General features: G+C 73.0%; 28 protein-coding genes and 1 riboswitch. Of the genes, 9 read left to right on the forward strand and 19 right to left on the reverse strand.

The annotated features are described in order from the left end of the window. Positions 1-4: 4 nt before the first annotated feature. From ABH925_RS00860 to ABH925_RS00875, 4 genes are all read right to left on the reverse strand, one after another. Positions 5-1,360: a protein kinase gene (locus ABH925_RS00860; RefSeq protein ID WP_370144586.1), complete on the reverse strand. Its 1,356-nt coding sequence runs from the start codon at positions 1,358-1,360 to the stop codon at positions 5-7. A 174-nt stretch (positions 1,361-1,534) separates the two neighbouring features. After that, positions 1,535-1,804 carry a DUF1876 domain-containing protein gene (locus ABH925_RS00865; protein ID WP_370144588.1) on the reverse strand — a complete coding sequence of 90 codons (270 nt, stop codon included), beginning with the start codon at positions 1,802-1,804 and terminating at the stop codon, positions 1,535-1,537. A gap of 77 nt (positions 1,805-1,881) precedes the next feature. After that, positions 1,882-2,145 (reverse strand): DUF4190 domain-containing protein, encoded by a 264-nt coding sequence (locus tag ABH925_RS00870; protein WP_370144590.1) that lies wholly within the window; start codon positions 2,143-2,145, stop codon positions 1,882-1,884. Further along, positions 2,142-2,300, reverse strand: coding sequence for a hypothetical protein (locus ABH925_RS00875; protein ID WP_370144592.1), 159 nt, complete (start codon positions 2,298-2,300; stop codon positions 2,142-2,144). Before ABH925_RS00875 ends, ABH925_RS00870 begins: the two co-directional genes overlap by 4 nt. Positions 2,301-2,407: 107 nt before the next feature. Here ABH925_RS00875 and ABH925_RS00880 point away from each other — a divergent pair, with 107 nt between their 5' ends. Continuing rightward, positions 2,408-3,037, forward strand: a complete 630-nt coding sequence (locus ABH925_RS00880) for a TetR family transcriptional regulator (RefSeq protein ID WP_370144594.1) — start codon at positions 2,408-2,410, stop codon at positions 3,035-3,037. Between the two features lie 57 nt (positions 3,038-3,094). Here the strand turns inward: ABH925_RS00880 and ABH925_RS00885 are convergent, their stop codons facing one another. From ABH925_RS00885 to ABH925_RS00900, 4 genes are read right to left on the reverse strand one after another with little or no spacing between them, the layout of a single operon-like run. Further along, complete coding sequence (locus ABH925_RS00885; protein ID WP_370144596.1) at positions 3,095-3,796, reverse strand: ATP-binding cassette domain-containing protein; 702 nt, start codon at positions 3,794-3,796, stop codon at positions 3,095-3,097. After that, on the reverse strand, positions 3,786-4,532 hold the full coding sequence (locus ABH925_RS00890; protein WP_370144598.1) for an ABC transporter ATP-binding protein: 747 nt from the start codon (positions 4,530-4,532) through the stop codon (positions 3,786-3,788). The genes ABH925_RS00885 and ABH925_RS00890 overlap by 11 nt, the downstream gene beginning before the upstream one ends. Beyond that, the gene (locus tag ABH925_RS00895) at positions 4,529-6,490 is read right to left on the reverse strand and encodes an ABC transporter permease (protein WP_370144600.1); all 1,962 of its coding nucleotides are present in this window, start codon (positions 6,488-6,490) and stop codon (positions 4,529-4,531) included. Before ABH925_RS00895 ends, ABH925_RS00890 begins: the two co-directional genes overlap by 4 nt. Positions 6,491-6,493: 3 nt before the next feature. Beyond that, positions 6,494-7,114 (reverse strand): hypothetical protein, encoded by a 621-nt coding sequence (locus ABH925_RS00900; RefSeq protein WP_370144602.1) that lies wholly within the window; start codon positions 7,112-7,114, stop codon positions 6,494-6,496. 293 nt (positions 7,115-7,407) lie between these two features. Between ABH925_RS00900 and ABH925_RS00905 the strand changes: the two genes are divergently transcribed. From ABH925_RS00905 to ABH925_RS00915, 3 genes are all read left to right on the forward strand, one after another. Then, a complete protein-coding gene (locus ABH925_RS00905; RefSeq protein ID WP_370144604.1) occupies positions 7,408-7,797 on the forward strand; it encodes a hypothetical protein in 390 nt (129 codons plus the stop codon). A gap of 6 nt (positions 7,798-7,803) precedes the next feature. Next, positions 7,804-9,114, forward strand: a complete 1,311-nt coding sequence (locus tag ABH925_RS00910; RefSeq protein ID WP_370144606.1) for an ABC transporter substrate-binding protein — start codon at positions 7,804-7,806, stop codon at positions 9,112-9,114. Positions 9,115-9,229: 115 nt separating this feature from the next. After that, on the forward strand, positions 9,230-9,745 hold the full coding sequence (locus ABH925_RS00915) for a DUF664 domain-containing protein (protein ID WP_370144608.1): 516 nt from the start codon (positions 9,230-9,232) through the stop codon (positions 9,743-9,745). Positions 9,746-9,783: 38 nt separating this feature from the next. Here the strand turns inward: ABH925_RS00915 and ABH925_RS00920 are convergent, their stop codons facing one another. From ABH925_RS00920 to ABH925_RS00940, 5 genes are all read right to left on the reverse strand, one after another. Further along, on the reverse strand, positions 9,784-9,948 hold the full coding sequence (locus ABH925_RS00920) for a DUF6126 family protein (RefSeq protein WP_370144610.1): 165 nt from the start codon (positions 9,946-9,948) through the stop codon (positions 9,784-9,786). A 56-nt stretch (positions 9,949-10,004) separates the two neighbouring features. Beyond that, positions 10,005-10,457, reverse strand: coding sequence for an ArsR/SmtB family transcription factor (locus ABH925_RS00925; protein WP_370144612.1), 453 nt, complete (start codon positions 10,455-10,457; stop codon positions 10,005-10,007). A gap of 5 nt (positions 10,458-10,462) precedes the next feature. Then, on the reverse strand, positions 10,463-10,750 hold the full coding sequence (locus ABH925_RS00930; protein ID WP_370144614.1) for a hypothetical protein: 288 nt from the start codon (positions 10,748-10,750) through the stop codon (positions 10,463-10,465). 167 nt (positions 10,751-10,917) lie between these two features. Continuing rightward, positions 10,918-11,562 carry a DUF2461 domain-containing protein gene (locus ABH925_RS00935; RefSeq protein ID WP_370144616.1) on the reverse strand — a complete coding sequence of 215 codons (645 nt, stop codon included), beginning with the start codon at positions 11,560-11,562 and terminating at the stop codon, positions 10,918-10,920. Positions 11,563-11,650: 88 nt separating this feature from the next. Then, on the reverse strand, positions 11,651-11,908 hold the full coding sequence (locus ABH925_RS00940; protein WP_370144618.1) for a hypothetical protein: 258 nt from the start codon (positions 11,906-11,908) through the stop codon (positions 11,651-11,653). A gap of 242 nt (positions 11,909-12,150) precedes the next feature. Continuing rightward, a riboswitch (cyclic di-AMP (ydaO/yuaA leader) is annotated at positions 12,151-12,300 on the forward strand. Between the two features lie 21 nt (positions 12,301-12,321). Between ABH925_RS00940 and ABH925_RS00945 the strand changes: the two genes are divergently transcribed. Further along, on the forward strand, positions 12,322-13,536 hold the full coding sequence (locus ABH925_RS00945) for a hypothetical protein (RefSeq protein ID WP_370144620.1): 1,215 nt from the start codon (positions 12,322-12,324) through the stop codon (positions 13,534-13,536). Positions 13,537-13,647: 111 nt separating this feature from the next. Here the strand turns inward: ABH925_RS00945 and ABH925_RS00950 are convergent, their stop codons facing one another. The 3 genes from ABH925_RS00950 to ABH925_RS00960 form a co-directional block, all read right to left on the reverse strand. After that, positions 13,648-14,283, reverse strand: coding sequence for a hypothetical protein (locus ABH925_RS00950; protein WP_370144622.1), 636 nt, complete (start codon positions 14,281-14,283; stop codon positions 13,648-13,650). Positions 14,284-14,448: 165 nt separating this feature from the next. Beyond that, positions 14,449-14,922: a hypothetical protein gene (locus ABH925_RS00955; RefSeq protein ID WP_370144624.1), complete on the reverse strand. Its 474-nt coding sequence runs from the start codon at positions 14,920-14,922 to the stop codon at positions 14,449-14,451. A gap of 159 nt (positions 14,923-15,081) precedes the next feature. Next, entirely contained in the window at positions 15,082-15,768 is a 687-nt protein-coding gene (locus ABH925_RS00960) for a response regulator transcription factor (protein ID WP_370144626.1), read from the reverse strand. Positions 15,769-15,888: 120 nt separating this feature from the next. On the opposite strand from ABH925_RS00960, the gene ABH925_RS00965 reads away from it, so the two are divergent. Then, complete coding sequence (locus ABH925_RS00965) at positions 15,889-16,092, forward strand: DUF1918 domain-containing protein (RefSeq protein ID WP_370144628.1); 204 nt, start codon at positions 15,889-15,891, stop codon at positions 16,090-16,092. Between the two features lie 77 nt (positions 16,093-16,169). Here ABH925_RS00965 and ABH925_RS00970 read toward each other — a convergent pair whose 3' ends face one another. Beyond that, positions 16,170-17,531: a DUF2254 domain-containing protein gene (locus tag ABH925_RS00970; protein ID WP_370144629.1), complete on the reverse strand. Its 1,362-nt coding sequence runs from the start codon at positions 17,529-17,531 to the stop codon at positions 16,170-16,172. A 280-nt stretch (positions 17,532-17,811) separates the two neighbouring features. Between ABH925_RS00970 and ABH925_RS00975 the strand changes: the two genes are divergently transcribed. Then, positions 17,812-19,245, forward strand: coding sequence for an MFS transporter (locus tag ABH925_RS00975; RefSeq protein ID WP_370144926.1), 1,434 nt, complete (start codon positions 17,812-17,814; stop codon positions 19,243-19,245). Here the strand turns inward: ABH925_RS00975 and ABH925_RS00980 are convergent. After that, on the reverse strand, positions 19,229-19,777 hold the full coding sequence (locus ABH925_RS00980) for a YceI family protein (RefSeq protein ID WP_370144631.1): 549 nt from the start codon (positions 19,775-19,777) through the stop codon (positions 19,229-19,231). The genes ABH925_RS00975 and ABH925_RS00980 overlap by 17 nt on opposite strands. 112 nt (positions 19,778-19,889) lie before the next feature. On the opposite strand from ABH925_RS00980, the gene ABH925_RS00985 reads away from it, so the two are divergent. After that, entirely contained in the window at positions 19,890-20,405 is a 516-nt protein-coding gene (locus tag ABH925_RS00985; RefSeq protein WP_370144632.1) for a MarR family winged helix-turn-helix transcriptional regulator, read from the forward strand. Positions 20,406-20,460: 55 nt separating this feature from the next. Here ABH925_RS00985 and ABH925_RS00990 read toward each other — a convergent pair whose 3' ends face one another. Further along, positions 20,461-21,921, reverse strand: coding sequence for a glycoside hydrolase family 47 protein (locus ABH925_RS00990; protein WP_370144633.1), 1,461 nt, complete (start codon positions 21,919-21,921; stop codon positions 20,461-20,463). A gap of 588 nt (positions 21,922-22,509) precedes the next feature. Here ABH925_RS00990 and ABH925_RS00995 point away from each other — a divergent pair. Then, positions 22,510-23,031 (forward strand): helix-turn-helix domain-containing protein, encoded by a 522-nt coding sequence (locus tag ABH925_RS00995; protein ID WP_370144634.1) that lies wholly within the window; start codon positions 22,510-22,512, stop codon positions 23,029-23,031. Positions 23,032-23,058 lie beyond the last annotated feature (27 nt).

Genomic DNA, 23,058 nt, shown 5'->3' on the forward strand with positions numbered 1-23,058 from the left:
CGCGCTAGGCGTGGGCGGTGAGGTGGGACAGCAGCTGGTCCAGGGCGGGGGTGGGGGTGAACTGGTGGTGCTGCCTGGCGGCGGCGAGCTGGACGTCGATGGTGTGCACCAGCCCGCGCACCACCGCCGCCTTGCCCTGGGCCTGCGCGGCCTGGGCCTGGGCGATGGTCTTCTGGACCGCGGCGTCGACGGGCGCCGCCAGCTGGCCCGCCCCGGCCGCCGTACGCAGCGCCCGGGACAGCTGGCCCAGCAGCACCGCCGGGTTGGTGGCGGCCGGGGCGGGCGTTCTGGAGGGTTCGTGGGTGGGCGCGGGCGCGGTGGTGAAGGACGGCTGGTAGTCGGGGGTGTGGGCGGCCATGCTCGCCGGGGCGTGACCCCGGGACGAGGCTGCCGCGCGGTTGCCGGCCGGCATCAGGGCCATCCCCAGCGCGACCGCGAGCGCGCCGCCGACCACGGTGGCGCCCGCGCCCACCATCAGCCGCGAGCGTCGCCGGGACGGGTCCGGTGCCCGCTCGCCCCGGCCGTCGACGCCGACCGACGGCTGGGCCGCGGTGCGGCCGAGGGCACGCCCGTCGGCGGCCGGCTGCTGCCCGCGCAGCCACTGCGCGACCTGGTCGGCGCTCGGCCGGTGGTCCGGGTCCTTGGCCAGGAGCCGCATCAGCCGGTCGGAGAACCCGGCGGGCAGCCCGCCGCGCAGCTCCGCCGGGGCCGTCGGTACCGCCTCGACATGCTGGAACAGCAGCCCCGGGGCGGTGTCGGCCTGGAACGGCGGGCGGCCCACCAGCAGCTCGTAGAGGACGCAGCCGAGCGCGTAGACGTCGGAGGAGGGGCCGGCCGGGCGGCCCAGCGCGCGCTCGGGGGCCAGGTAGATGCTGGTGCCCAGCACCATGCCGGCGCTGGTCAGCGCGGACGTGGTCTCGTCCGCGAAGCGGGCGATGCCGAAGTCGGCGACCTTGACCACGCCGTCGGTGGCGAGCAGCAGGTTCCCGGGCTTCACGTCCCGGTGCACCACGCCCTCGCGGTGCGCGGCGGCGAGACCCGCCGCGGCCTGCGCGCCGATGTCCGCGACCTCGGCCGGGGAGAGCGCGCCGCGCGCGGTCAGGTGGTCCGCCAGCGTGCGTCCCTCGACCAGTTCCATCACCAGGTAGAGACGGCCCAGATCCTCACCGAAGTCATATACCGAGACGACGTGGGGGTGGCTCAGCCGGGCCGCGGTCTGCGCCTCCTGGCGGAACCGGGCCGCGGCCAGCGGGTCGCCGACGCCGGGCAGCAGCAGCTTCACCGCGACCGGACGGCCGAGGACCTCGTCCCAGGCGCGCCACACCTCGCCCATGCCGCCCCGGCCGATGGTGTCGTCCAACCGGTACCGATCCGCCACCCGCACGCCGCACACCGTCCTCGTCGCCCTGCCGAGCCGCCCACTGTCGGGCGGCGCGGCACCACACAGTACCCACTCCGTACGTGGACGGGGCAGCTGCGGTGCGATCGGGGGTGACCTGCCGGTCCCGGCAGCGGCGCGCTACGTCACCGGCCGCTACATCATCGGGTAGGTGCGCAGGTGGCTTTCCTGGTCGATCTCGCCGCGCGCCTTGGAGAACAACTGGCTGGCCAGATCGTTGAGGGCGCGGGCGGCGGCGAGTTCCTCGCCGACCCTGGGCTGGTCCGCGTCGCTGGGATGCCGGCTGGTGTAGCCGTGGGCCCTGAGTTCGGTGCCGTCCGCGAGCCGCAGCATCGCGGCCGCGGCCGTCTTGTGTTCCAGCTCCTGGAACTCCATCTCGATGTGCCATCCGACGACAGTGTGCATGGTGATCGCCTCCAGCGGATTCACCCTCCACGGTGCGCCTTCGCCGCCCTGATCGCCATCGGCACGTCCCCGAGGGGTCAGAAGCCGAGGTGCAGGGTGAGGCCACCGGTGTGGGTCGCCAGCAGCACGCCGAGCAGGGCGAGGTCCGCGATGCCGAGGGCGACGCCGAGCAGGGCCCGTCCGCGCCGCCGGGTGCCCCGGGCGAGGGAGATGCCGCCGAGGACGATCGCCAGCGGGCCGAGCACGATGTTGAAGAAGAACAGCCCGAGCAGGCCGAGGATGAAGGAGGCGACGGCGGTGTCGTCGCGGGCGACCGGCGCCGCCCCGGTGACGGCGCTCATCGCGCGGCCCGGCGGGCGAGGCGCTCGCGCACGGCAAAGGCCACCAGCCAGCACGCGACCAGCGCGCAGCCGAGGACCAGTGAGGGCGAGCTGACGAAGGAGGCGGCGCCCCAGATCAGGGAACTGAGGGCGAGAAGCCCGAAGAGCAGAACCATGGTGCGTCCATTCGCGGCAGTTGAGAGTACATCTGTTCACTGACTTGCCTCAGACTACTCCCGTGCCCCGTTCGCCTTCTACAGAGAACAGTTGTTTACTGTATGAGATGAACCACACCGCAGGGGTCCGGCAGGCCCAGAAGCAGCAGACCCGGCAGTCCCTCCTGGACGCCGGGCTGCACCTGCTCGAACACCAGAGCCTGAGCAGCGTCGGCCTGCGCGAGGTCACCCGGGAGGTGGGGATCACTCCCAGTGCCTTCTACCGGCACTTCCGCGACCTTCCGGAGCTGGGGGTGGCGCTGGTCGACGAGTCCTTCGGCAGCCTGCGCGCACTGCTGCGCGCCATCCGCGCCGAACAGTCCGGCACCGACGAGGTGATCGACCGCACCGTGGACGTCATCGTCCAGTACGTGCACGAGAACCGCGCGCACTTCCGCTTCCTCGCCCGCGAGCGCCACGGCGGGGTGCAGCCGGTGCGGGACGCCATCGCGGTGCGGTTCCGCCAGTTCGCCGAGGACCTGGCCGGGGATCTGGCGCTGCAGCCGGCGTCCGAGGGCTGGGACCCGGCCGACGTCAGGATGCTGGCCGACCTCTACGTGGACCACGCCGTCCATGTCGCCGCGGCCCTGCTGGAGGCGGACGGGGACCCCGGCGCGGAGCGGCGGATCGCCGACACCGCGCGGCGCCAGCTGCGCCTGATCAGCCTCGGCCGCCTGCACTGGCGCTCCGCGCAGTGACCCTGCCGGGACGCGCCCGCGCCACCGCCGAAGCGATCCCGCGCCGCTGACAGGCGGTCAGGTCCGGTCGGGGGGCGCGCCGCCGAGGAAGGCGGCCGCCGCGCGGTCGCCCGGCTCACCGGCGAAGGCCACCGAGCCGCGGTGCAGGACGTAGACCAGGTCGGCGGCCATGCCCTGCGGCAGTGCCTGTTCCGCCAGCAGCACCGTGCGGCCGGTGGCGACCGCCGCCGCCAGCGCCGCGTGCACCCGGGCGACCACCGGCTCGGCCAGCCCGCGCCCCAGCTCGTCCAGCAGCAGCAGCCGCGAAGGACCGGCCAGCGCGGCGGCCAGGGCGACCATCTGCTGCTCGCCGCCGGACAGCGTGCCGGCCCGGCGTTCGAGCAGCCGGCTCAGCTCCGGGAACAGCTCCAGCGCGGCCGCATGAGCGGAAGCGTCGAGACGGGAGAGATGGTCGGCCACCGAGAGCGAGGGGAACACGGCGCGCTCGGCGGGGACCAGGGCCACGCCCATCCGGGCACGCCGGAAGGCGCCGAGGCCGGTGATGTCGCGACCGTGCGGCCCGCCGCCGAACCAGGTGACCCGGCCGTCCGCCAGCGGCTCCGTCCCGGCCAGGGCGTGCAGGGCGGTGCTGCGGCCGGCGCCGTTGCGTCCCAGCAGCACGGTGAGCCGTGCCTGCGGGATCCGCAGGTCCACGCCGTGCAGGGCCTCCAGCGGTCCGTAGCGGACCCGGGCCCGGTCGAGGGCGATCTCAACGGCCATCGGCGACGCTCCCCCCGTCCGGCCCTTCGCGGTACCCCTCGCGGTGCGGCCCGCCGCCGGCGCCGTCGGCGTCTGTGGTGATCCGTCCGGCGGCCATGGTGTGGACGCTGTCGGCGATCCGGTCCACCAGCTCGCGGTCGTGCTCGACCAGCAGCACCGCGAGGCCGTTCCCCGCGAGCGCGGTCAGCAGCACCGCCAGCCGCTCGGTCTCGTCCCGGTCCAGCCCGGCGGCGGGTTCGTCCAGCAGCAGCACGCCGGGGTCGGCGGCGAGCGCGCGGCCCAGCTCCACGAGCCGGAGGGTTCCGGTCGGCAGGGCGGAGGTGGGGTGGTCGGCGATGCGGTCCAGGCCGAGCAGCCTCAGCGTCCCGGCCACCGCCGCGGCCGCCCGCGCGGGCGGCAGGCGTCCGGCCTGCTCGGCGCCGACCCGCAGGTTGTCGGCGACGGAGAGGCCGGGGAACACCGCGATCTGCTGGAAGGTACGGGCCAGCCCGAGCCGCGCCCTGGCGTGCTCGGGCAGCCGGGTGACGTCGCGTCCGCCGAGCAGTACCCGGCCGGCGTCCGGCCGCTCGGCCCCGCTGAGGCAGCGGAACAGGGTGCTCTTGCCGGCGCCGTTCGGCCCGGTCAGCGCGGTGATCCGGCCCGGCGGCACCTCGATGGACACCTGGTCGAGCGCGCTCACCCCACCGTAGCGGCGGACCAGCCGGTCCGCGGCCAGCCACGTCGCCCGCGCGGTCACCGGACACCTCCGCGCGCCTGGATCCGGGTGGCGAGCCGCCGTCCCAGCGGGCTGAGCCGCACCCCCGGGACCACGGCCCCGTCGGTCGCCGCAGCGGGGCGGTCCTGGCCCGCCGGTGACGGTGCGGGCGCCACCGCGCCGGACCCCCGGCCGCCGGTCAACCGGCCGCGCAGCAGGGCCAGTACGCCCACCGCCGCCGCCGAGACGCCTGCCGTGGTCGCGGCGTCCACCGTGGTCAGTGCGACCGCCGCCAGCACCGCGCCGGACGCGCTGCCCGCGCCGAAGACGACCACGGCGGCGAACCACAGCAGGCCCAGCACCGGATCGAAGGCGTTGGGGTCGAAGGCCTGGCTGCCCAGCCCGAGCAGCCCGCCGCCGAGCGCGGCCAGCGCCGACCCGGCGGTGAACGCCAGCAGCTTCAGCCAGGGCACGTTCACCCCCGAGGCGTACGCGGCCGGTTCGTGGTCGCGCATCGCGCCCAGCGCCCGGCCCGGCCGGCCCCCGTGCAGTGCCCGTACCAGCAGCAGCGCCGCGCCCAGCAGCACCAGCTCGACGGCGTAGAAGACCCGGTCGTTGCCCCAGGCCCCGGTCCGGTCCAGCCTCAGCCCGCTGGTGAGGTACGGCTGCTGGAACACCAGCCGGCTCATCGCCGTGCCGACCGCGAAGGTGGTCAGCGCCAGGGCCAGCCCGCGCCGCCGGATCGCCGGCCAGCCGACCAGCAGCCCGAACGGGGCGGCGACCAGCACCGCCAGCGGCAGCGCCAGCGCGGCCGGCAGGGCCGGCACCCCGGGCACCGCGCCGCCGGCGAACGCCCCGGTCAGCAGCGCGCCCAGGCCCGCGTAGCCGGCCTGGCCCAGCGAGATCTGCCCGCCGTAGCCGGTGACCACGACCAGTGAGAGCAGCACCAGGGCCAGCGCCGGTCCCGGCAGCAGCAGCCGCAGGTCGTTGCCGCGCAGGCCGAGCGGGCCGAAGAGCATCACCAGGGCCGCCGCCTGCAGCAGGATCCGGGTCAGCGGCGAGCGTGGCCGGTCCCCGGGCAGCAGCAGTCCGGAGGCGGTCTCCGGCACCGAGAGCCTGCCCGGGATCAGCACCACGATCACCAGCGCCAGCACGAACAGGTTCGCGCTCACCGACTGCAGCACCGCGGCCGGTCCGCCGCCGAGGTGAACCGCCGTCAACTCGCTCTGGCCGATCCCCAGCGCCAGCGCTGCCCCGACCGCGAGCGGCAGACTGCGCAGCCCGGCCGCGACCGCCACCGCCATCGTCTCCATCACCAGCAGCGGCAGCCCGTACGGGTCGAGCCGCAGCCCCGGCGCCAGCAGGACTCCGGTGAGCCCGGCCGTGAACGCGCCGAAGGCCCAGCCGACCGAGGAGACCGCGTCGGCGTCCAGCCCGGACAGCTCGGCGAGGCGGCGGTTGTCGACCACCGCGCGCAGCATCGTGCCGAACGGGGTCCAGCGGTTGACCGCGCCCACGGCGGCGGTCAGCAGCAGCACGGCGCCGAGGTCCACCACCGTGTCGGTGGTCAGCCGCAGCCCGCCGGGGGCGACCAGCGGCGTCGACGGCAGCACGGAGGGCGCGTCGCCGAGCGGGGTCAGCCCCCACAGCAGTGCCGCGCCGCCGATCAGCAGCACGAACACGCCCAGCCCGGCCACCAGGGTCTCCGCCGTGCCCGCGTTGCGGCGCTGCAGTCGGCGGAACACCGCGACGTCCATCAGGAAGCCCAGGCCCGGTGCGAAGACCAGCACGCAGCAGGCGATCGCGAGCACCTTCGGCCAGTGCCACACCACCACCGTCTGCCGCAGGGCATAGGCGGTGACCATGGCGACGGCGCCCTGCGCCAGGTTCAGCACGCCGGTGGCGCGGTAGCAGACCACCAGGCCGACGCCGGACAGCGCGGCGGCACTGCCCACGGCGACGCCGGCGACCGCGAGGTCGAGCGCGAGCGGGGTGGCCATGGCTCAGCGCTCCGGCGGGTCGCACAGCGGGCACGGGCGCAGTCCGCGCTCGGCGATCCCGGACCGGGTGACCGGCTCCGGATCGAGGCGGCCCTCGATCAGCGGGCACTCCGGCCGGTGGTAGGTCCGCCCCCCGGGCACCGTCAACAGCCCGCCGTCCGCCCCGGACTCCCGTCCCGCAGCCTCCCGTCCCGCCGTCTCCTGCTCCGCAGTCTCCCGACGCGTCGCCGCCGGAGCCGTCGCCGCGCGAGTCGCGGACGTGCCGGGGGCCCCGGCCACGCCGGGAGCCTCGGCGGGCGGTTCCTCCGCCTCGGTCAGCAACCGGTACAGCAACGCGACCTGCAGCCGCATCCGCTCCTCCGCCGCGCCGCCCGCCGCGGACCTGCTCCGTGCGGCGAGCAGCACCAGACCGCCGACGATCAGCGCCACCCCGGGGGCGGTCGCCGACGCCAGGTACGGGATCTGCCGCGCGGCGTAGCGCTCCCCGGACACCCCGTACCAGCCGAGCGCACAGAGCAATGCCCCCGCCGTGCAGCAGATCCAGCCGAGATGCGGGCGCAGCACCCGCCCCGCGGCGACCGTCAGGGCCGTCACCTTTTCGGCGGATTCGCGGGGTCTCGTCATAGTCTCCCCTGATAAACTGACCCATCGGGCCACTTCGGTCGTCGGGCGGTGAGGGTTCCATGGTCAACGGATCCACGGGCGTTCGCAGATCAGCTTCGTTGATGTGTCTGGGTGCTGCGGCGCTGCTGGTCGCCACCGCCTGCAGTAGTGGTAGCAGCAGCACGGCCGGCAGCGGCAGTAGTTCGACACCGGGTAGTTCGGCTCCGAGCACCTCGGCGCCGAGCAGTTCCGCACCGGCGTCCGGTTCCAGTGGTTCGGCCCCGGCCTCCGCCGCGGCGTGCAGCAGCACCAGCATGCCCACTGTGAGCGGCAGCGGACCTGCTGACACGGCGACGGCGGGTACCCAGGTCGCTTCGGCCTTCACCAAGTTCTTCGACCCGGCCACCCCCTCCTCCGCGAAGATCGCCCTGCTGCAGAACGGCGTGCTGTTCGCGCCGGTGCTCCAGGGCTTCGCGGGCAACCCGCTCGCCGCCAAGGCCACGGTGACCGTGCTGACGGTGAACTTCACCGGCGCCACCGCCGCCGACGTGACCTTCAACCTGTGCGAGGGCGGCACCCCCGCGCTGCCCGGCGCCGCCGGCAAGTCGGTGCTGGAAGGCGGCACCTGGAAGGTCGCCGACGCCACGCTGTGCAGCCTGGTCAAGCTCAACAGCGGCGGGGCCGCAGTGCCCGGCTGCTCCTGATCCCGGGTGAGCCGGCCGTCGGGACTCGCGCGCGCCGCCGCGATGGCGGCCGTCGCGGCGCTGCTGCTCTCCGGCTGCGGCAGCAGGCTGCCCGAGCGTGACTTCTCCGGCGCGGCCCCCGCCCCGGGCAGCCCGTCCACCGCGTCCGCGCCGATCACCGTCGGCATCGTCACCTCGCTGAGCAGCCTGCTCGGCACCGACACCTTCAGCGGCCCGCTCTACGGCGCCGAGGCGTTCTTCCGGGCCCTGAACGCCTCCGGCGGCCTGAACGGCAGTCAGATCAAGGTGGTCACCTGCGACGACAGCGGCTCCGGCAGTGGCAACCAGACCTGTGTGCACCAGCTGATCGACCAGGACCACGTGGTCGCGCTGGTGGCGACCAGCGCCCTGGACTACGCGGGCGCCCCCTACGTCAGCTCCCAGGGCGTGCCCGACGTCGGCGGCGAGCCGATCGGCACCGCCTACGACCAGTACCAGCACCTGTACGCGATCAACGGCAGCTCCGAGCCGCGCGACGGCAGGTCCGTCGGCTGGAACGGCACCGAGTACCAGACCACCGAGGTCTACCGGTACTTCAGGCAGAAGCTCGGACTGCACAGCGCAGCCGTGATCTCCTACAACCAGGCCGACTCGGCCCGCTACGCCGCCCAGCTGGTCCAGGGCCTCAAGGCCGAGGGCTACCAGGTCCTCAACGAGACGGTGGACTTCGCGCTGCCCAACTTCGGCGCCGTGGCGGCCGGGATGAAGGCACAGGGGACGCAGCTGCTGCTGGACGCCATGGACACCCGCGGCAATGTCGCGCTCTGCCAGGCGATGACGGGGGCAGGGGTGTCGGTGGCGGCGAAGGTGACCAATGTGCAGAACTGGTCCGCGCAGACCGGTTCGGACTACGGCGGCGTCCCCGGCTGCCTGAACGCGCTCTGGGTGACCTCGGGCAGCCGCAACTACGAGGACGTCCGGTATCCGGCGGTGGCCGCCTTCCGCGCCGCGATGCGAAGGTACTTCCCGGACCGGGAGGCGAAGTTGTCGCAGTGGGAGCTGGAGGGCTACGCCGCCGCGCAGTGGTTCACCGACGCGGCCGCGTCCTGCGGCGCCACCGTGGACCGGGCCTGCGTGGACGCCTTCATGCAGCGTCCACAGCCCTACGACGCGCACGGGCTGCTGATCCCCGCGGACTTCGTGCCCACCCCGCCGCCGACCGGGCCGCAGCACGCCTGCCTCGACGTCGCCCGCTGGCAGAACGGCGGCTGGGTGACCCAAGTGCCCGACATGAACACCAACTGCTTCGAGGTGCCGGCCCTGCCCTTCCGGCCCTGACCGGGCTCCGAGATCGCCCGATGTGGCGCGTCTTGCCCCAGGGTGACTGATGATGCGTGAGGATTGGATCGTCCGCACAGGAACCGTGACTGCAAGAACCGCGATGGAGGCTGCGATGACCGCGAGCGTCGACCTGCTGACCGATGCCTTTGCCCGTGTGCGCGAGAGCGTTCACGACGTGCTGCGCGGCCTGTCGGACGGTGATGTCGACGTGCGTGTCGACGACGACGCCAACTCCATCGGCTGGCTGGTCTGGCATCTGACCCGGATCCAGGACGACCACCTCGCCGATGTCGCCGGCACGGACCAGGTCTGGCAGACCGGGGGCTGGCACCAGGCCTTCGGGTTGTCCTACCCGGTCGACGCCACCGGCTACGGCCACCGGAGCGCCGAGGTGGGAGCGTTCCAGGGGATCACCGCGCGTCAGCTGGCGGACTACTACGACGCGGTGCACCAGCACACCCTCACCTATCTGGCCGACATCCGCGACGCCGACCTGGACCGGGTCGTCGACACCCGCTGGAACCCGCCGGTCACCCTCGGCGTGCGGCTGATCAGCGTGATCGCGGACGACCTCCAGCACGTCGGGCAGGCCGCGCTGATCCGCGGCATCCTGCGCCGCCGCTCCTGACCGCCGCCGCGCCGTATCGGTGCCGCGCCGGTACCGCGTCAGTGGTTCCGGCCGCCGAAGTAGAAGAGCAGCATCACGAAGCCGGCGAAGACGTGGAACCCGATCACGTAGATGAACGCGCGGATCCACACGCCCCGGTTGGAGCGGACACTGCTGCCCTCGGTGGAACCGGTGACGATCGGCCGGTCGACAGGGTCGGACATTCCTGGGTCCCCTTCCAGGGGCTGCGGCTGCGCGGTGGCGTGGTTCGGGCGGACGGTCATACGGGCTGGCGCTCGGCCGGCGGCGCGCCTCCCGGCTGTGCCTCGGCCATGGTCAGCGATGTCTGCGGCAGCGATGTCTGCGTCAGCGGTGCCCGGGTCAGGGCGGCGTCGGCCGATGCGGTCTCGGCCAGGCGCAGTTCGGCGAGCAGGTCCTGCTGTCCGGCCAGCAGGTCGGTGAGGATGCGGCGGGCGGCCCGCATCAGGTCGGCGACGTCCGTACCGGCCAGCGCGTAGACCACGGTGTCGGCCTCGCGGGTGGCGGTCACGATGCCGGAGCGGCGCAGTACCGCGAGTTGCTGGGACAGGTTGGAGCGCTCCACCTCGATCTGCGCGAGCAGTTCGCGCACCGGTGTCGGCCCGTCCTGCAGCAGTTCCAGTACCCGGATCCGGACCGGGTGCCCCAGCATTCGGAAGAACTCGGCCTTGGCCTGGTACAGCGGGACCGGCACAGCCCTCAACCCCTCGTCAGCTCGTCGTCACCCCCCACCGGAGGCGCCTCGGTACCACTGTCCTCGGCGCCACTGCCTTCGACGCCGTTGCCCTCGACACCGTTGCCCTCGTCGCTGTCGCGGGCGAACCGGAGGGCGTCCTCCAGCTCGTCCAGCGAGTCGCGGAGTGCGACCGGGTCCGAGGAGCCGGCGGCCGCCTCCAGTGCGCTTCGGGCGGCCTGGACGCGGGCGTCTGCCTGCGCGCTGGGCTCATCGGGTGCGGTCTGCTCCGACTGCTCGGCGAATTCGTCCACAACAGTCCCCTTGCCAGGAGAAACGGGGCCTGCGCCGGGGCTCCGGCGAACCCTCGCACCTGCTGACCTCACCATGCCACCAGTTGAAAACTTCTTCAATTCGACGGGACGTGGACCGGCGGCGGACTCACCGCAGATCTGGGGTCCGGGCCGCGGGGGAGCGGGGGCTACCGGCCCCGGGGTGCGAGCGACTCGCCCACGTGGGCGTCCAGCCATTCGGTCAGCGGCCGGCTGTGCCGCAGGAAGTCCACCACGTGCCGCTTCGCCGCCGCCGTCCCCAGCCAGGGCTCGACCGGCCACTGCCGCCAGCCGACCAGGTCCTTGTTGCGCAGCAGCGCGATCCTCGGGTGGTCCTTGGCGTAGCCGCGCGGTGCGGTCTTCAGCGGGTCGCGCGAGCTGACCCCTATGCCGTGCGCCTCCACGCCGGCGATCACCCGCAGCAGCTCCTCGCCGGTGACCTCCTCGGCGACGGCCTCGCGGTAGCGCTCCAGCTGGTCGGCGCTCATCATGTGGTACCCGGCCCCGGCTCCGAGCCCGTCCGCCGACAGCTGGACGTAGCCGCCCCGGCTGAGGGTGGCGCCGATCGCGGTCTTGTACGGGGACTTGTCGGCGCTGAAGCGGACGTCGCGGTTCGGGCGGAAGATCTTCCCCTCGCCGAACTCGTCCTCCAGCTCGGTCAGCAGCTCGGCCATCGGCGTGTACACCTCGGCCTCGTAGACGGCCTTGTGCGCGGTCCAGAAGGACTTGGAGTTGTCGTCCTCCAGACCCTCGTAGAACTCCAGCGCCTCGGCGCGCCAGCCCTTGAACGTCACAGCGCCGAGCCTACGCGGAGCACCGCCCGGCGGCGCGCGGATGACACACCCGCGTCACGGCACCGGCCCCCCGTCGGCCGGTCTGCCGTCAGCCGAGCCCGCTCAGCCAGTCGCGGGCGATCGCCACGCCCTGGCGGATGACGTCCTCGCTCTGGTTGATCCGGCTCTCCACGCCCAGCTTCCGGTTGAGGCTCAGGTTTACCTCGCGCGGGTTCTCGCCGAGAGCGCGGGCGAGCTCCATCACCAGTTCGTTCAGCACTCCGGACGGATTCGGTCCGACCCTCTCGGCCAGCGCGTTCGCGCCGGTCGCGGGTCTGACGCCGGCGTCGGGAGAGGTCGTTTCCATGCCGTGGGCTCCGTTCGAGCGGGGGGATGTGGTGGATCAGTGTGCCCGATGCCATCGCCGCTGTCTGCACCTGCCCGTGAACTCACAGCAACGGTTCCCGGACCGATGTGTGAGACATGGCACAGCTCATGGCTGGACGTTGAACGAACAACGTCACTCTGCCTAACCTGCACATTCCGCCTCGGGCGGACCTCGCCGTCGGGACGCCGAATCCCGTCCACCCGTCGGCGGGCAACCGAGCACGAATCGGACGAGAGCGGGGGAACCAGGTCGGTTTGCCGTACCCGCGTCGCCTCCACGGCCGCGCGCGGGCCCGGGCCCGGCTCGGGGTGAAGCCGCGCCCCCACGCGGCCGGGCCACCTCAGGCCCGAACCCGACAGCTCACCTCGCAGGCGTGTCACGAGGACCCCTTTATGCGTCTCCCCGCCATGCCCGTACGCCTCGGCGTGAACTCCGCCGCCGTCATAGGCCTGGCCGCCGCCGCCCTGGCCGCCGTCCCGCTGGCCACGCAGGCCCAGGCCGCCACCCCCCGGGTCACCCAGGACCGGCTCACCCCCACCGCCCTGACCGCCGGCAGCACCGCCACCGCGTCCCTCGCGGTCCACTCCAGCGCCTGCTTCACCGTGAGGACGCTGGGCGTGGGGGTCCGTGACGCCGCAGGCCGCAACCTCGACTTCCCCGGCTCGTCCGGCAACGTCCGGATCTGCCCCGCCGGCGTCTCGATCACCACCGCCGCACGCAGCCTGCCGGCCGGCTCGTACACGGAGTTCGGCTTCTGGCAGGGCACCGACGGTGTCTGGCACAACCTGGCCTCCCACACCCTGACCGTCTCCGCCGCGAAGACCCCGCCGGTCACGCCCCCGGTGACCCCTCCGCTCACGCCCCCGGTCGCTCCGCCGGTGACCCCGACCGCACCGGCCACGGCCGCGCCGGTCGCCGGCAAGTCGCTGGTCTGGAGCGACGAGTTCAGCGGCCCGGTCGCCTACGGCTCGCGCTGGGTCGGCAGCACCACCCCCTCGTACCGGTACGGCAACCACAACCCGGACGACAACAAGCTCGACTGGCTCGACCCCAGCGCCGTGACGGTCGCCAACGGCGTCGCCACCTTCACCGCCTCGCCCTCCTCGCACACCCTGGAGAACGGCAACCAGGCCTGGACCACCGGCCTGCTCACCACCCAGGGCTCCACCGAGGGCTTCCAGGTCAGGACCGGCGACTACGCCGAGACCCGGGTCCAGCTGCCCTCCGCCGAAGGTGCCTGGCCCGCGCTGTGGACCTGGAAGAACGGCACCACCGGCAACGGTGAGATCGACTCCTTCGAGTACCACCCGGACAACCCCAACCTGCTGGAGCTGACCAACCACGTCAGCCCCGCCCAGGACTACTACACCAACGCCGCCGCCATCGCGCCCGGCACGTGGGTGACCATCGGAACCTACTACGGCGCGACCTCGGTCGACTGGTACGTCAACGGCGTGAAGGTCTACTCCGACGGCCACGGCGTGGGCAGCAACTGGTCCGCGTACCTGATCCTCAACCTGTCGGTCGGCGCCGGGAAGTACCACCCCGCCCCCTCCGGCACGGCCCCGTTCTCCTTCGCCGCCGACTACGTCCGCGTCTACCGCTGACAGTCCATCGCTGACCGCCGGACGAGGCCGACAGCCCCGTGTGACGCCGAACGCCCCCGCAGTGCGGGGGCGTTCGGCGTCACCGGGTCCCTGTCCCGGCGGCTGCGGGCGTCATCGCCAGCGGGACACCAGCGGGGTGCAGGCCAGGGCCAGGATGACGCCGCCGCCCAGGGACAGGGCCAGCAGGGACCACCGCACGGCGGCGCCTCCGGGCTCGTCGGGACGGCGACGGCGCAGGTCGGGGGCGATCAGCCGGGGCAGTCGCCACAGGTAGGCGACGACGTGGACGGTCATCACGGCGGCCCAGCAGACGAAGCTCGCCTTGTGCAGGAACAGCATGGGCAACGGCAGCGGACCGGGGTCGCGGCCGAGGAAGGCCAGGGCGACGCCGGTGCCGATGACGCCGACGCTGGTGAGGATGACCAGCGGGCCCAGCATTCGGAGCAGCGGGACCGGCGGTCCCTTCCGCCGGTAGGCGGGGGAGCCGGTGTAGTAGCGCGCGAAGCGGTAGCCGGTCGAGCCCAGCTTGAGGCAGACCGGACCGATCAGCAGCAGACCGATGAAGTAGTGCCAGCTGAGCAGTCGGCTCAGCGAGAGGATGGTGACGCCCTCCGCGGCGAACAACGCCAGCAGCACCGCGCCGGTGGTGGCGGTGAGCCGTTCGTTGCCCTCGGGGCCGTCCGGCTCGGGGGACGGGGCCGAGCGCGGGCCGCCGGTGGTGGCCGGGGCGTCGCCGATCGCAGACATGGAGCACCTTCCGCTGGTACGGGAACGGTCCCGTGTGCCGCACCGTCGCCGGCAGACCTGCGGTGGGACCGGGCAGCATTCTGCCCGGTCCCGGGCTAAGAAGTGGTTCAGACGGAGGGTCAGCACCGGCCCGGCAGACGGCTGCGGGCTACTTCCCGGACTCGGTCACGAGGCCCCCGAGGTGGTGGTCGCGGGCGCCTGGGTCGCCACCGGCGCCTGGGTCGGCTGCACCGGTTGTGGCGCGGTGGTGGGCGGCTGGAGGGCCGGGGTGGTGGTCACCGGCTGCGGTGCCCGGCCGGCCGGCGCGATCGCCGGTACCCGGGTCTTCGGCGCCGTGGTGCGGGTGGGCGTCCGCGAGGGCGACGGAGTCGGCGTCGTTGTTGACGGTGCCGGTGACGCGTTGACGGGCGTGGTCGTCGGCGTGGTCGTCGGCGTGGGCACGGCTGTGGGCGGGAGCGTGGGGCTCGGGGTGGCCGCAGCGGTTCTGCCGGGCAGCGACTGCGCGTATCCGGTGCTCAGCGCGATCGATCCGGCGGCCGCGGCGACCGCGATCCCGATGGTGGCGAGCCGGACGCGGCGCCGGCCCCGGTCGCGGCGGCGTATCGCGGATCCGCCGGGGACCTGACCGTGGTGCGGCATGGTGGGACTCCTCGCGCGTCGACGGTACGGACCAGGCCGGTGCCCGTGCCTCCGGTGCGGTATGCCGTTCGGAGGCCGGGTGCCCGGTGTCCAGAGTCCGCCATGGACGGTCGGGTTCCGGTTCAGAAAGTCTTCGGATCCGGTAAAGCCTCGGCCGGCTCAGTCCGACTCGCCCAGCCGGAATCCGCGTCCGTAGACCGTTTCCACCAGTCCGGGGACGCCCAGCTTCCGGCGCAGCGCGGCCATGTGCACGTCCAGCACCTTGGTGGGCCCGTACCAGTGCGCGTCCCAGGCCCGTTCGAGGATCTCCTGGCGGGTGACCACCCGTCCCGGATCGGTCGCCAGACACTCCAGGATGTCGAACTCCTTGGGCGTGAGTGTGACCTCGGCCCCGGCCACGGTGACTTTGCGGGTGCGCGGGTCCACCGTCAGCTGCCCGTGCCGCAGCTGCACCGGCTCGGACGGCCGGGTGCGGCGCAGCACCGCCCGCATCCGGGCCAGCAGTTCGGCCAGGCCGAACGGTTTGACCAGGTAGTCGTCCGCGCCCTCGTCCAGTGCGGTGACCCGGTCGCCCTCCTCGCCCCTGGCGGTCACCACGATGATCGCGGTCTCCGGACGTCCGCGCAGCCGCCGGCAGACCTCGACGCCGTCCATGTCCGGCAGCCCGAGGTCCAGCAGCACCACGTCGGGGACCGGGGCCACGGCGAGTGCGGCCCGGCCGCTGTCGACGCTGGACGCCGTGTACCCGGCCCGGGTCAGCCCCCGCACCAGGGACCCGGCGATCCCCTCGTCGTCCTCGACGACCAGGACCCGTACTCCGTCGGTGCCTGCGCCAGCCTCGTGCATGCGGCCAGCGTAGGCCACGGCGGGCCGGCGCAGGCGACGCGGGAACCCGGGTACGCCGCGCCGCCGAACCCGGGCGGCGGGCGCATGATGGGAGGGAACCCACCGGAAGGAGTCGCAGCCGTGAAGGCAACGATCGGTGACCAGGTACTGGTGGAGAGCTCCACCACGGGACGGGCCCGCCGCTGCGGTGAGGTCGTCGGGCTGCACCACGAGGACGGCACCCCGCCGTACGACGTCCGCTGGACCGAGGACGGCCATGTGTCCCTCCTCTACCCCGGACCGGACACGCACATCGAGCACCCGCGCCGCCTCGAACGCACCTGACAGTCGTCCCCCACAACCAGCCGTCCCCACACACCAGCCGTCCCCACACAGCCGGCCGTCCCGAGCCGGCCCGGCCGTCAGCGCCCGGCGCCGTCGAGGCGCTGGTGCAGGGCTAGCACGGTCAGATAGCGGCGGTGCACGTCCTCACGGTCGGCCGCTTCGGGGACGGTCCCGGTGCTCACCCGCTCGATCATCTCGGCCTGGGCCACCAGCACCCGGCGCTGCTCGGGGCCGGTGGTCTCGGCCATGATCTCGGCGAGCGCGTCGAGCTGCCGGATCAGGACGGCCGGCATGCCGTGCGCGGACTGGCGGATCTTCTCGAACGCGCGCTGCACCAGCCGGTCGTAGCTCACCGGCACGGTGATCACCCGGATCCGGCCTTCGGCGTCCCGGTGCACCGGGTTGGGCTGCCAGTGCGCGGCGATCCGGCACAGGCTCTCGCCGAGCCAGTCGATGCAGGCCAGCGCGGTGAAGGTGTCGTTCACCGCGGACGAAAGCGCCCGGATCGCGATCTCGACCAGCTGGTCGACCGCGAAGGAGATGTCCTGGGCCAGCGTCCGTGACGAGCCGGTGATGTGGGCCCGGGCGAAGCTGCGGGCGACCTCGGGCGCCGCCTCGGCCGGCCACACGGTCGCCAGCTGGTGCCCGCGCACCAGGAAGTGGCCGGGCCGGTGGTCCAGCCGGATCACCGCGTCCAGTTCGGTGGCGATGCGCACCAGCGTCCGGTGCCGGACGAACTGCAGGTAGCCGCTGCTGGGCGCGGGGACCATGCCGCCCGAGGCGTCCAGCCGGGCGTGCAGCTCGTCCGTGGTCGGCCCCTGCTCGACCCCGCCGGACCACTCCGGCTCGCCCGCCCCCGCCTCGATCGCCTCGGACAGTTCGGCGGCGATGCCGGCGATCACCCGGGGCAGCTGGATCGAGGTGGCGATGTGGTGGATGAAGTAGATCAGCACCGCCAGGTCGGCCAGCACCAGCGCCAGGCAGACCGTGATGGACAGGTGCGGTACGAAGTCGCCGTGCGAGCCCGGGCCGATGGCGACCAGGGACAGGATCGCGTAGACGAAGGTGGCGACGAAGGTGCCCAGGGTCAGCTGGGTGCTGCGGTCCCGGATGAAGGTGCGCAGCATCCTCGGCCCGAACTGGGTGGACGCCAGGGTCAGCGTCACGATCATGATCGAGAACACCACGCCGACCACGGTGATCAGGGCGGCCGCGATGGCGGCCAAGATCTGCCGGGCGGCGTCCGCGCTGCCGCTGATGACCCAGGACGGCAGCGCCAGCGTCCCCCGGTAGGCGGCCCGGTCCAGGGACAGCGTCCCCAGGAACAGCACGACCGCGAGCACCACTTCCAGGCTCGGCACCAGCCACAGGTTGGTGCGCAGCGCCTCGCGCCGCCACTGCGATTCGAGGTGGACCCCGCGTATCACCGTGCGCACCACCAGTCGTCGTGGACCAGTCGTCGAGGACCGATGCGGACCGAGGCACTCCACTCTACGGTGGATGCTCATAGTCCTCATATCACGATTTGTCCGGGAATGACGGAATTAATGGGACGAGCCGTGACTTGAGACTGGAGAAGTGTCACTAGCATCCGCCGCCCGATCCTCCTGGAAGGCCGTTGCCGTGTCGTCGCCGCACCCCACCTCCCCCACCAGTCCCCAAGCAGCTGTCGACCCCCGTCGCTGGCGTGCCCTCGCCGTCATCGCCGTGGCCCAGCTGATGATCGTCCTCGACATCACAATCGTGAACATCGCGCTTCCCTCCGCCCAGAAGGACCTGGGCATCTCCGTCGGCGACCGGCAGTGGGTGATCACCGCCTACACGCTGGCCTTCGGCGGACTGCTGCTGCTCGGCGGCCGGATCGGCGACCTGGTCGGCCGCAAGCGCACCTTCGTCATCGGACTGCTGGGCTTCGCCGCCGCCTCGGCGCTCGGCGGCGCCTCGGTGACCCCCGTCATGCTGTTCGCCGCCCGCGCGCTGCAGGGCGCCTTCGGGGCGCTGCTGGCTCCCTCGGCCCTGGGGCTGCTCTCCACCACCTTCAGCAACCCCAGGGAGCGCAGCACGGCCTTCGGCATCTTCGGTGCGATCGCCGCCGGTGGAAGCGCCGTCGGCTTCATCGCGGGCGGACTGCTGACCGAGTACCTGAACTGGCGCTGGTGCCTGTTCGTCAACGTGCCCATCGCCATCGGCGCCGCGTTCGCCGCCTCGGTCCTGCTCCGCAACGACCTGATCGCCAGGGGCCACCGGGTCCGGCTGGACCTGCCCGGCGCGGTGCTCGGCTGCGGCGGACTGCTGGCCATCGTCTACGGCACCTCGCAGGCGGAGTCCCGCGGCTGGGGTGACGCGCTGGTGCTGTCCTGCCTGATCGGCGGGGCGCTGCTGCTGGTCCTGTTCACCCAGGTCGAGCGGCGCAGCTCGCACCCGCTGCTGCCGCTGCACATCGTCCGCGACCGCAACCGCGGCGGAGCCGCGTTGGCAATAGGGCTGGCCGTGATCGGCCTGTTCGGGCTGTTCCTCTTCCTGACCTTCTACCAGCAGCAGATCAAGGGCTACTCGCCGGTGCTGACCGGCGTGTCCTTCCTCCCGCTGACCGCCGCCATCATGCTCAGCTCGACCACGGTGGCGGCCCGGCTGATGACCAGGGTCCCGACCCGCAACCTGATCGTGCCCGGGCTGCTGCTGGCGGCCTCCGGCATGGCCTGGATGACCCAGCTGAAGGCCGGCAGCGGCTACACCACCACGGTGCTGCCGGCCGAGATCCTGCTCGGCCTCGGCATGGGCCTGGTGTTCATGCCCAGCCTGAGCGTGGCCACCCTGGGGGTGGCGCCGCAGGAGACCGGGGCCGCCTCGGCGACCATCAACACCGCCCAGCAGGTGGGCGGTTCGATCGGGACCGCGCTGCTCAACACCATCGCCGCCAGTGCCACCACGGCCTACCTGGTCGGCCGGAACGCCAGTGACGTCGCGGTGGCCAACGCGGGTGCGGTGCACGGCTACACCGTGGCGACCACGGTCGCCTTCGGCATCCTGGTGCTCGCGGCGGTGGTCGCGTTCCTGATGGTGAACCACCGGCCCGGCCCGGGCGAGGCGCTCGGCGTGGAGGTCGAGCACCAGCGCGCGAGCGGCAGCCTGAAGGCTACTTCTGCAGAGTGAAGGTCGCCTTCACGGTGACGCCGGTCAGGCCCTTGAGCATGCCCATCTTGTTCCAGCCGAGGCCGAAGGAGGCACGGTCGACGGTCGTCTCCGCGGTCAGCGACACCGAGTCGGCGGTGACCTCGGCGGCGGTCGCGGTGAGGCTCAGCGGCTCGGTGACGCCGCGGACGGTGAGGCTGCCGGTCACCTTGACGCCGCCGTCCGCGGTGGGGACGGCCTCCTGGGCGGTGAAGACCAGGGTCGGGTGCTGCTGGATGTGGAAGAAGTCGGCGGAGCGCAGGTGCTCGTCGCGCTTGGTGTGGGCGGTGTCCAGGGTGGCCGTGTCGACGGTGAGGCTGCCGGAAGCGGGGGAGTCGTCGGCGGGGATCTCGGCGGTGCCGGTGAGCCCGGTGAAGCCGCCCTTCACGGTGACCAGGCCCCACATGGTCTTGTGCTGGATCCGCACCGAGGAGCGGGACGGGTCCAGGACGTAGTGACCGGCCGGGAGCGCCTTGAGTGCGGAGGCGGCGTCGGCGGTGGGGGATGCGGACATGGCGTGGTCCCTTCTGTGCCGGGAGCCCGGCGAGGATAGATAACCGAGTATTAAGTAACTAGTTAGACACTAGCTGGTGTTGCTATCCTGGGCAAGGACATGGATCGAAAGCGTGGGAGGGGGCACCGTCGTGGCGGAGCGGATGCGCACGGAGGCCTCGGGCCGGTGTCCGGACTCAGGGGATCTGACGCTGCTGGAGGAGTGGAACCGGCTGCAGTCGGGGTTCCGCCGGATCACCGAGCAGCTCCTCGCCGATGTGGATGACAAGGCCGGGATCGCGCCGTCGTCCTTCCAGGTGCTCTGGTTCCTGCTCACCGCGCCCGAGCAGTCCGCGCCGATGAACCAGCTCGCCGCCACGCTGGGGTTCACCACCGCCGGCACCACCAAGGTCGCCGACCGGCTCGCCGGGGCCGGCCTGATCGAGCGCAGGCCGTCGCCGGGGGACCGGCGGGTGGTGCTCGCGGTCCTCACCGCGGACGGTGTGGAGGTGGCGATGAAGGCCGCTCTCGCGCTCGCGGACGCCCTGCGCGAGCGGGTGGTCACCCCCCTCGGCGCGGAGCAGTTCAGCGCGCTGGCCGAGCGGATAGGCTCGCTGGACCCGGCCCCCGGCCCGCCCTGCCCCGGATAGCGCTCGCGGCGTCGGGGCCCGGCCCTGCGAGCGTTGTCCGGCGCAGGGCCCGCCGTCAGGCCCGGGCCGGGCGCAGCCCCTGGAGCACCTTGCCCTCGGTGGAGAGGATCCCGCCGCGGTAGTCGAAGCGCGGGGTCGCCGAGTACATCAGCCACAGGTACTTCAGGTTCTCGGCGAACCAGTACCCCGGCGTCAGGTCGCCCAGGCGCACGGCGCCCATGGTCACGTCCTCGGCGACGGTGTAGCCGCCGGGGACCCGCTGGTAGGCGCGCATGCCGTCGAAGTATCGGAACGCGGACTGCCGGTAGGTGTCGTCGCCGGTCAGCCGCCAGAGGTCGAAGGCCGCGTTGGCGAACTCCGGGCGCAGCTGCCCGCAGCGGTCGACGGCGTCCAGGGTGGCGCAGTCGATGGTCTCCGGCAGTACCGGATGCCGGTCCAGCACCTCGGTCCAGGTCGCGTGGTAGGCGGCACCGCGCGGCAGGTCCCCGCCCTTGGCGAGCAGCCCGGCGTAGAAGGCGCCGAGCTCGGACTGCCGCAGCGGTCCGGCGGCCTCGCCGGTGCGGAAGTCGACCGGGCGGAACCACAGCCGGCCGCCCAGCGTGACGGACTGCCGGCGCACCACCGCGTCCGTCAGCAGGTGGTACCAGGCGGTCAGCCGGCGGTCGCCGAGCAGCGCGCCGCCGCCCCACAGGTACTCGTAGAAGGAGTCCACCGGCGGGTTGGGCGCGTTGGAGACGCAGTCGACCCAGCGGCCGGTCTCCGCGTGGATGCTGGTCCCCAGCAGGTCCAGCGGGCTGCGGCGGTCGATCACGGCCCGGTAGGCCCGCACGGACGCGTCGAGGTAGCGGTCGTCCCCGGTCAGCCGGGACAGCAGCCCGAACTCCATCACGCTGCTGCCGGCCTCGGCCAGCGCCACGGTGGCGCCGCGCACCTCGCCGGTACGCAGGTTGACGTGGGTGTAGGGGATGCCGGTCGGCGAGGAGGTGAAGGCGGGCAGCAGCCGGTCACCCAGTTCCCTGGCCCGGCTCAGCAGGGCGCTGCGACCGGTCGCCCGATACCCCGACAGCAGGCCGCCGACCAGCCGGATCACCGTCTCGAACACCTGCACGCAGGCGTCCTGCGCGGGATCGAAGTGCGCCTCGATCCAGGCGCAGCAGCGTGCGACCTCGGCGTCCTCGCCCATCAGGTGCAGGGTGTCCAGGGCCTCCACGATGGACAGGCCGAAGGTGTGGCCGGCCGCGAAGAAGTCGTGCGGACGCCGGCTCACCGGCCGCACCTCGTCGTAGCCCCAGGCGCTGCCGGTGTAGCCGGCCCAGCCGTGCAGGTACTCGGCACGGATCTGGGCCGCGACCACGTGGTCCCGGCTCTGCTGGCCGCCGGCCGGCCCGGCGGCGGCCACCAGCAGGGCCCCCGCCCCACCGCCGACGGCGGTGCGGAGCAGGGTCCGGCGCGAGGTCGGCCAGGGGCCGGGGCCGGTGGCGTCGGCCGTGGCGGCGGCGTCGGAGTGCAGGCGCATGGCTCCAGGAGAGAGGCCGCGGCCGCGTCGCCCCGGATACCCCCGGGGTCGGCGTGGCGGCCGGGACCACCCCGCTGAACTGCGCGGACGCGCGCGGTTGTCGGATCGGCGGATCACTCGAACGGGAGCACGGATTGATCCGACTGACGCGCCGTCACCCGGTCCGCCGGCCGGACGCGAGTGGGACTGCGCCGTCCGCCGGCGAGGTACGGTCGCAGCGGACGGCACAGCGTCCCGCGCCCCGGGGCGGTGCACCCGCTGGACCCGCCGGACGCTGGGCGGCGGTCCGCTGGTGCACGCGGCCTGACGGGGGTACCGCGATGCCTCACTCCCCTGTGGTGAGGCATCGCGGATCAGGTGGTCGGGACAGTGCCCGCACCCGTTTCCGGGGCCCGGTGGCTCGGCGCCTGGGCGGCCTGGCATGATGAGCGCATGGCAGGTATACGTCATCCGCCTGACCGGCGGTTTTCGGAGAATTTCTCCGACCAGGGTCGGTCGGTATCCTAGGCAGGTACGCCCTACCAACTCAAGTGCGTACACATGTCCTTCACTCTCACTTCAGTGAGAGGCTGATCCGAGAGGTGTCGCATGGCTGCTGCCGGACAGCCGCGGACGCTGGCTGAGAAGATCAACGGACTGGTTGCGGCGGTCACCCCCAAGGACCGCCCCTCGCCGTACTCCGACTCCGAGTTGTCGGCGCTGATCGCCGAGCGGGGACTGCTGCGGATCTCGCCGACCAACCTCGGCAATCTGCGCAGCGGGCGGAACGCCAACCCGACCATGGGCACCATCGACGCGCTGGCGAAGTTCTTCCACGTCCCGCCGGGCTACTTCCACGAGGACGCGCTGCCGCCCGAGACGGAGCGCGGGATCGCCGAGGAGATCGAGGCGGCGACGCTGCTCAAGGACCTCGGCGTGCGGTCGATCGCGCTGCGCTCGGCCGGGCTGGCCGGGGAGGACCTGGTACCCGTCCAGGCCATCCTGGACGTGCTGCGCCGGGCCAACAACCTCCCGCCGATCACCGACCCGGCGGGGGCCTCCGCCGCCGGCGACCCCACCGGTGACGCCGCCGCCGTGGACGCCGACCCCCGAGGCCGGAGGCGGGCGTGAGGGTGACAGCATGAGGCGTCGACCGAA

Source organism: Streptacidiphilus sp. EB129, assembly GCF_041262645.1.
Lineage (GTDB): Bacteria > Actinomycetota > Actinomycetes > Streptomycetales > Streptomycetaceae > Streptacidiphilus.

Excerpts from the sequence above, each read along its gene's own strand:
- ABH925_RS00940 (WP_370144618.1), bottom strand. The coding sequence starts at position 11,908 with ATGGAAACGACCTCTCCCGACGCCGGCGTCAGACCCGCGACCGGCGCG.
- ABH925_RS00975 (WP_370144926.1), top strand. The coding sequence starts at position 17,812 with ATGATCGTCCTCGACATCACAATCGTGAACATCGCGCTTCCCTCCGCC.
- ABH925_RS00960 (WP_370144626.1), bottom strand. The coding sequence starts at position 15,768 with ATGCACGAGGCTGGCGCAGGCACCGACGGAGTACGGGTCCTGGTCGTC.
- ABH925_RS00900 (WP_370144602.1), bottom strand. The coding sequence starts at position 7,114 with ATGACGAGACCCCGCGAATCCGCCGAAAAGGTGACGGCCCTGACGGTC.
- ABH925_RS00995 (WP_370144634.1), top strand. The coding sequence starts at position 22,510 with ATGGCTGCTGCCGGACAGCCGCGGACGCTGGCTGAGAAGATCAACGGA.
- ABH925_RS00870 (WP_370144590.1), bottom strand. The coding sequence starts at position 2,145 with ATGAGCGCCGTCACCGGGGCGGCGCCGGTCGCCCGCGACGACACCGCC.
- ABH925_RS00920 (WP_370144610.1), bottom strand. The coding sequence starts at position 9,948 with ATGTCCGACCCTGTCGACCGGCCGATCGTCACCGGTTCCACCGAGGGC.
- ABH925_RS00950 (WP_370144622.1), bottom strand. The coding sequence starts at position 14,283 with ATGTCTGCGATCGGCGACGCCCCGGCCACCACCGGCGGCCCGCGCTCG.
- ABH925_RS00875 (WP_370144592.1), bottom strand. The coding sequence starts at position 2,300 with ATGGTTCTGCTCTTCGGGCTTCTCGCCCTCAGTTCCCTGATCTGGGGC.
- ABH925_RS00905 (WP_370144604.1), top strand. The coding sequence starts at position 7,408 with ATGCCCACTGTGAGCGGCAGCGGACCTGCTGACACGGCGACGGCGGGT.
- ABH925_RS00885 (WP_370144596.1), bottom strand. The coding sequence starts at position 3,796 with ATGGCCGTTGAGATCGCCCTCGACCGGGCCCGGGTCCGCTACGGACCG.
- ABH925_RS00915 (WP_370144608.1), top strand. The coding sequence starts at position 9,230 with ATGACCGCGAGCGTCGACCTGCTGACCGATGCCTTTGCCCGTGTGCGC.
- ABH925_RS00945 (WP_370144620.1), top strand. The coding sequence starts at position 12,322 with ATGCGTCTCCCCGCCATGCCCGTACGCCTCGGCGTGAACTCCGCCGCC.
- ABH925_RS00980 (WP_370144631.1), bottom strand. The coding sequence starts at position 19,777 with ATGTCCGCATCCCCCACCGCCGACGCCGCCTCCGCACTCAAGGCGCTC.
- ABH925_RS00895 (WP_370144600.1), bottom strand. The coding sequence starts at position 6,490 with ATGGCCACCCCGCTCGCGCTCGACCTCGCGGTCGCCGGCGTCGCCGTG.
- ABH925_RS00865 (WP_370144588.1), bottom strand. The coding sequence starts at position 1,804 with ATGCACACTGTCGTCGGATGGCACATCGAGATGGAGTTCCAGGAGCTG.
- ABH925_RS00955 (WP_370144624.1), bottom strand. The coding sequence starts at position 14,922 with ATGCCGCACCACGGTCAGGTCCCCGGCGGATCCGCGATACGCCGCCGC.
- ABH925_RS00880 (WP_370144594.1), top strand. The coding sequence starts at position 2,408 with ATGAACCACACCGCAGGGGTCCGGCAGGCCCAGAAGCAGCAGACCCGG.
- ABH925_RS00990 (WP_370144633.1), bottom strand. The coding sequence starts at position 21,921 with ATGCGCCTGCACTCCGACGCCGCCGCCACGGCCGACGCCACCGGCCCC.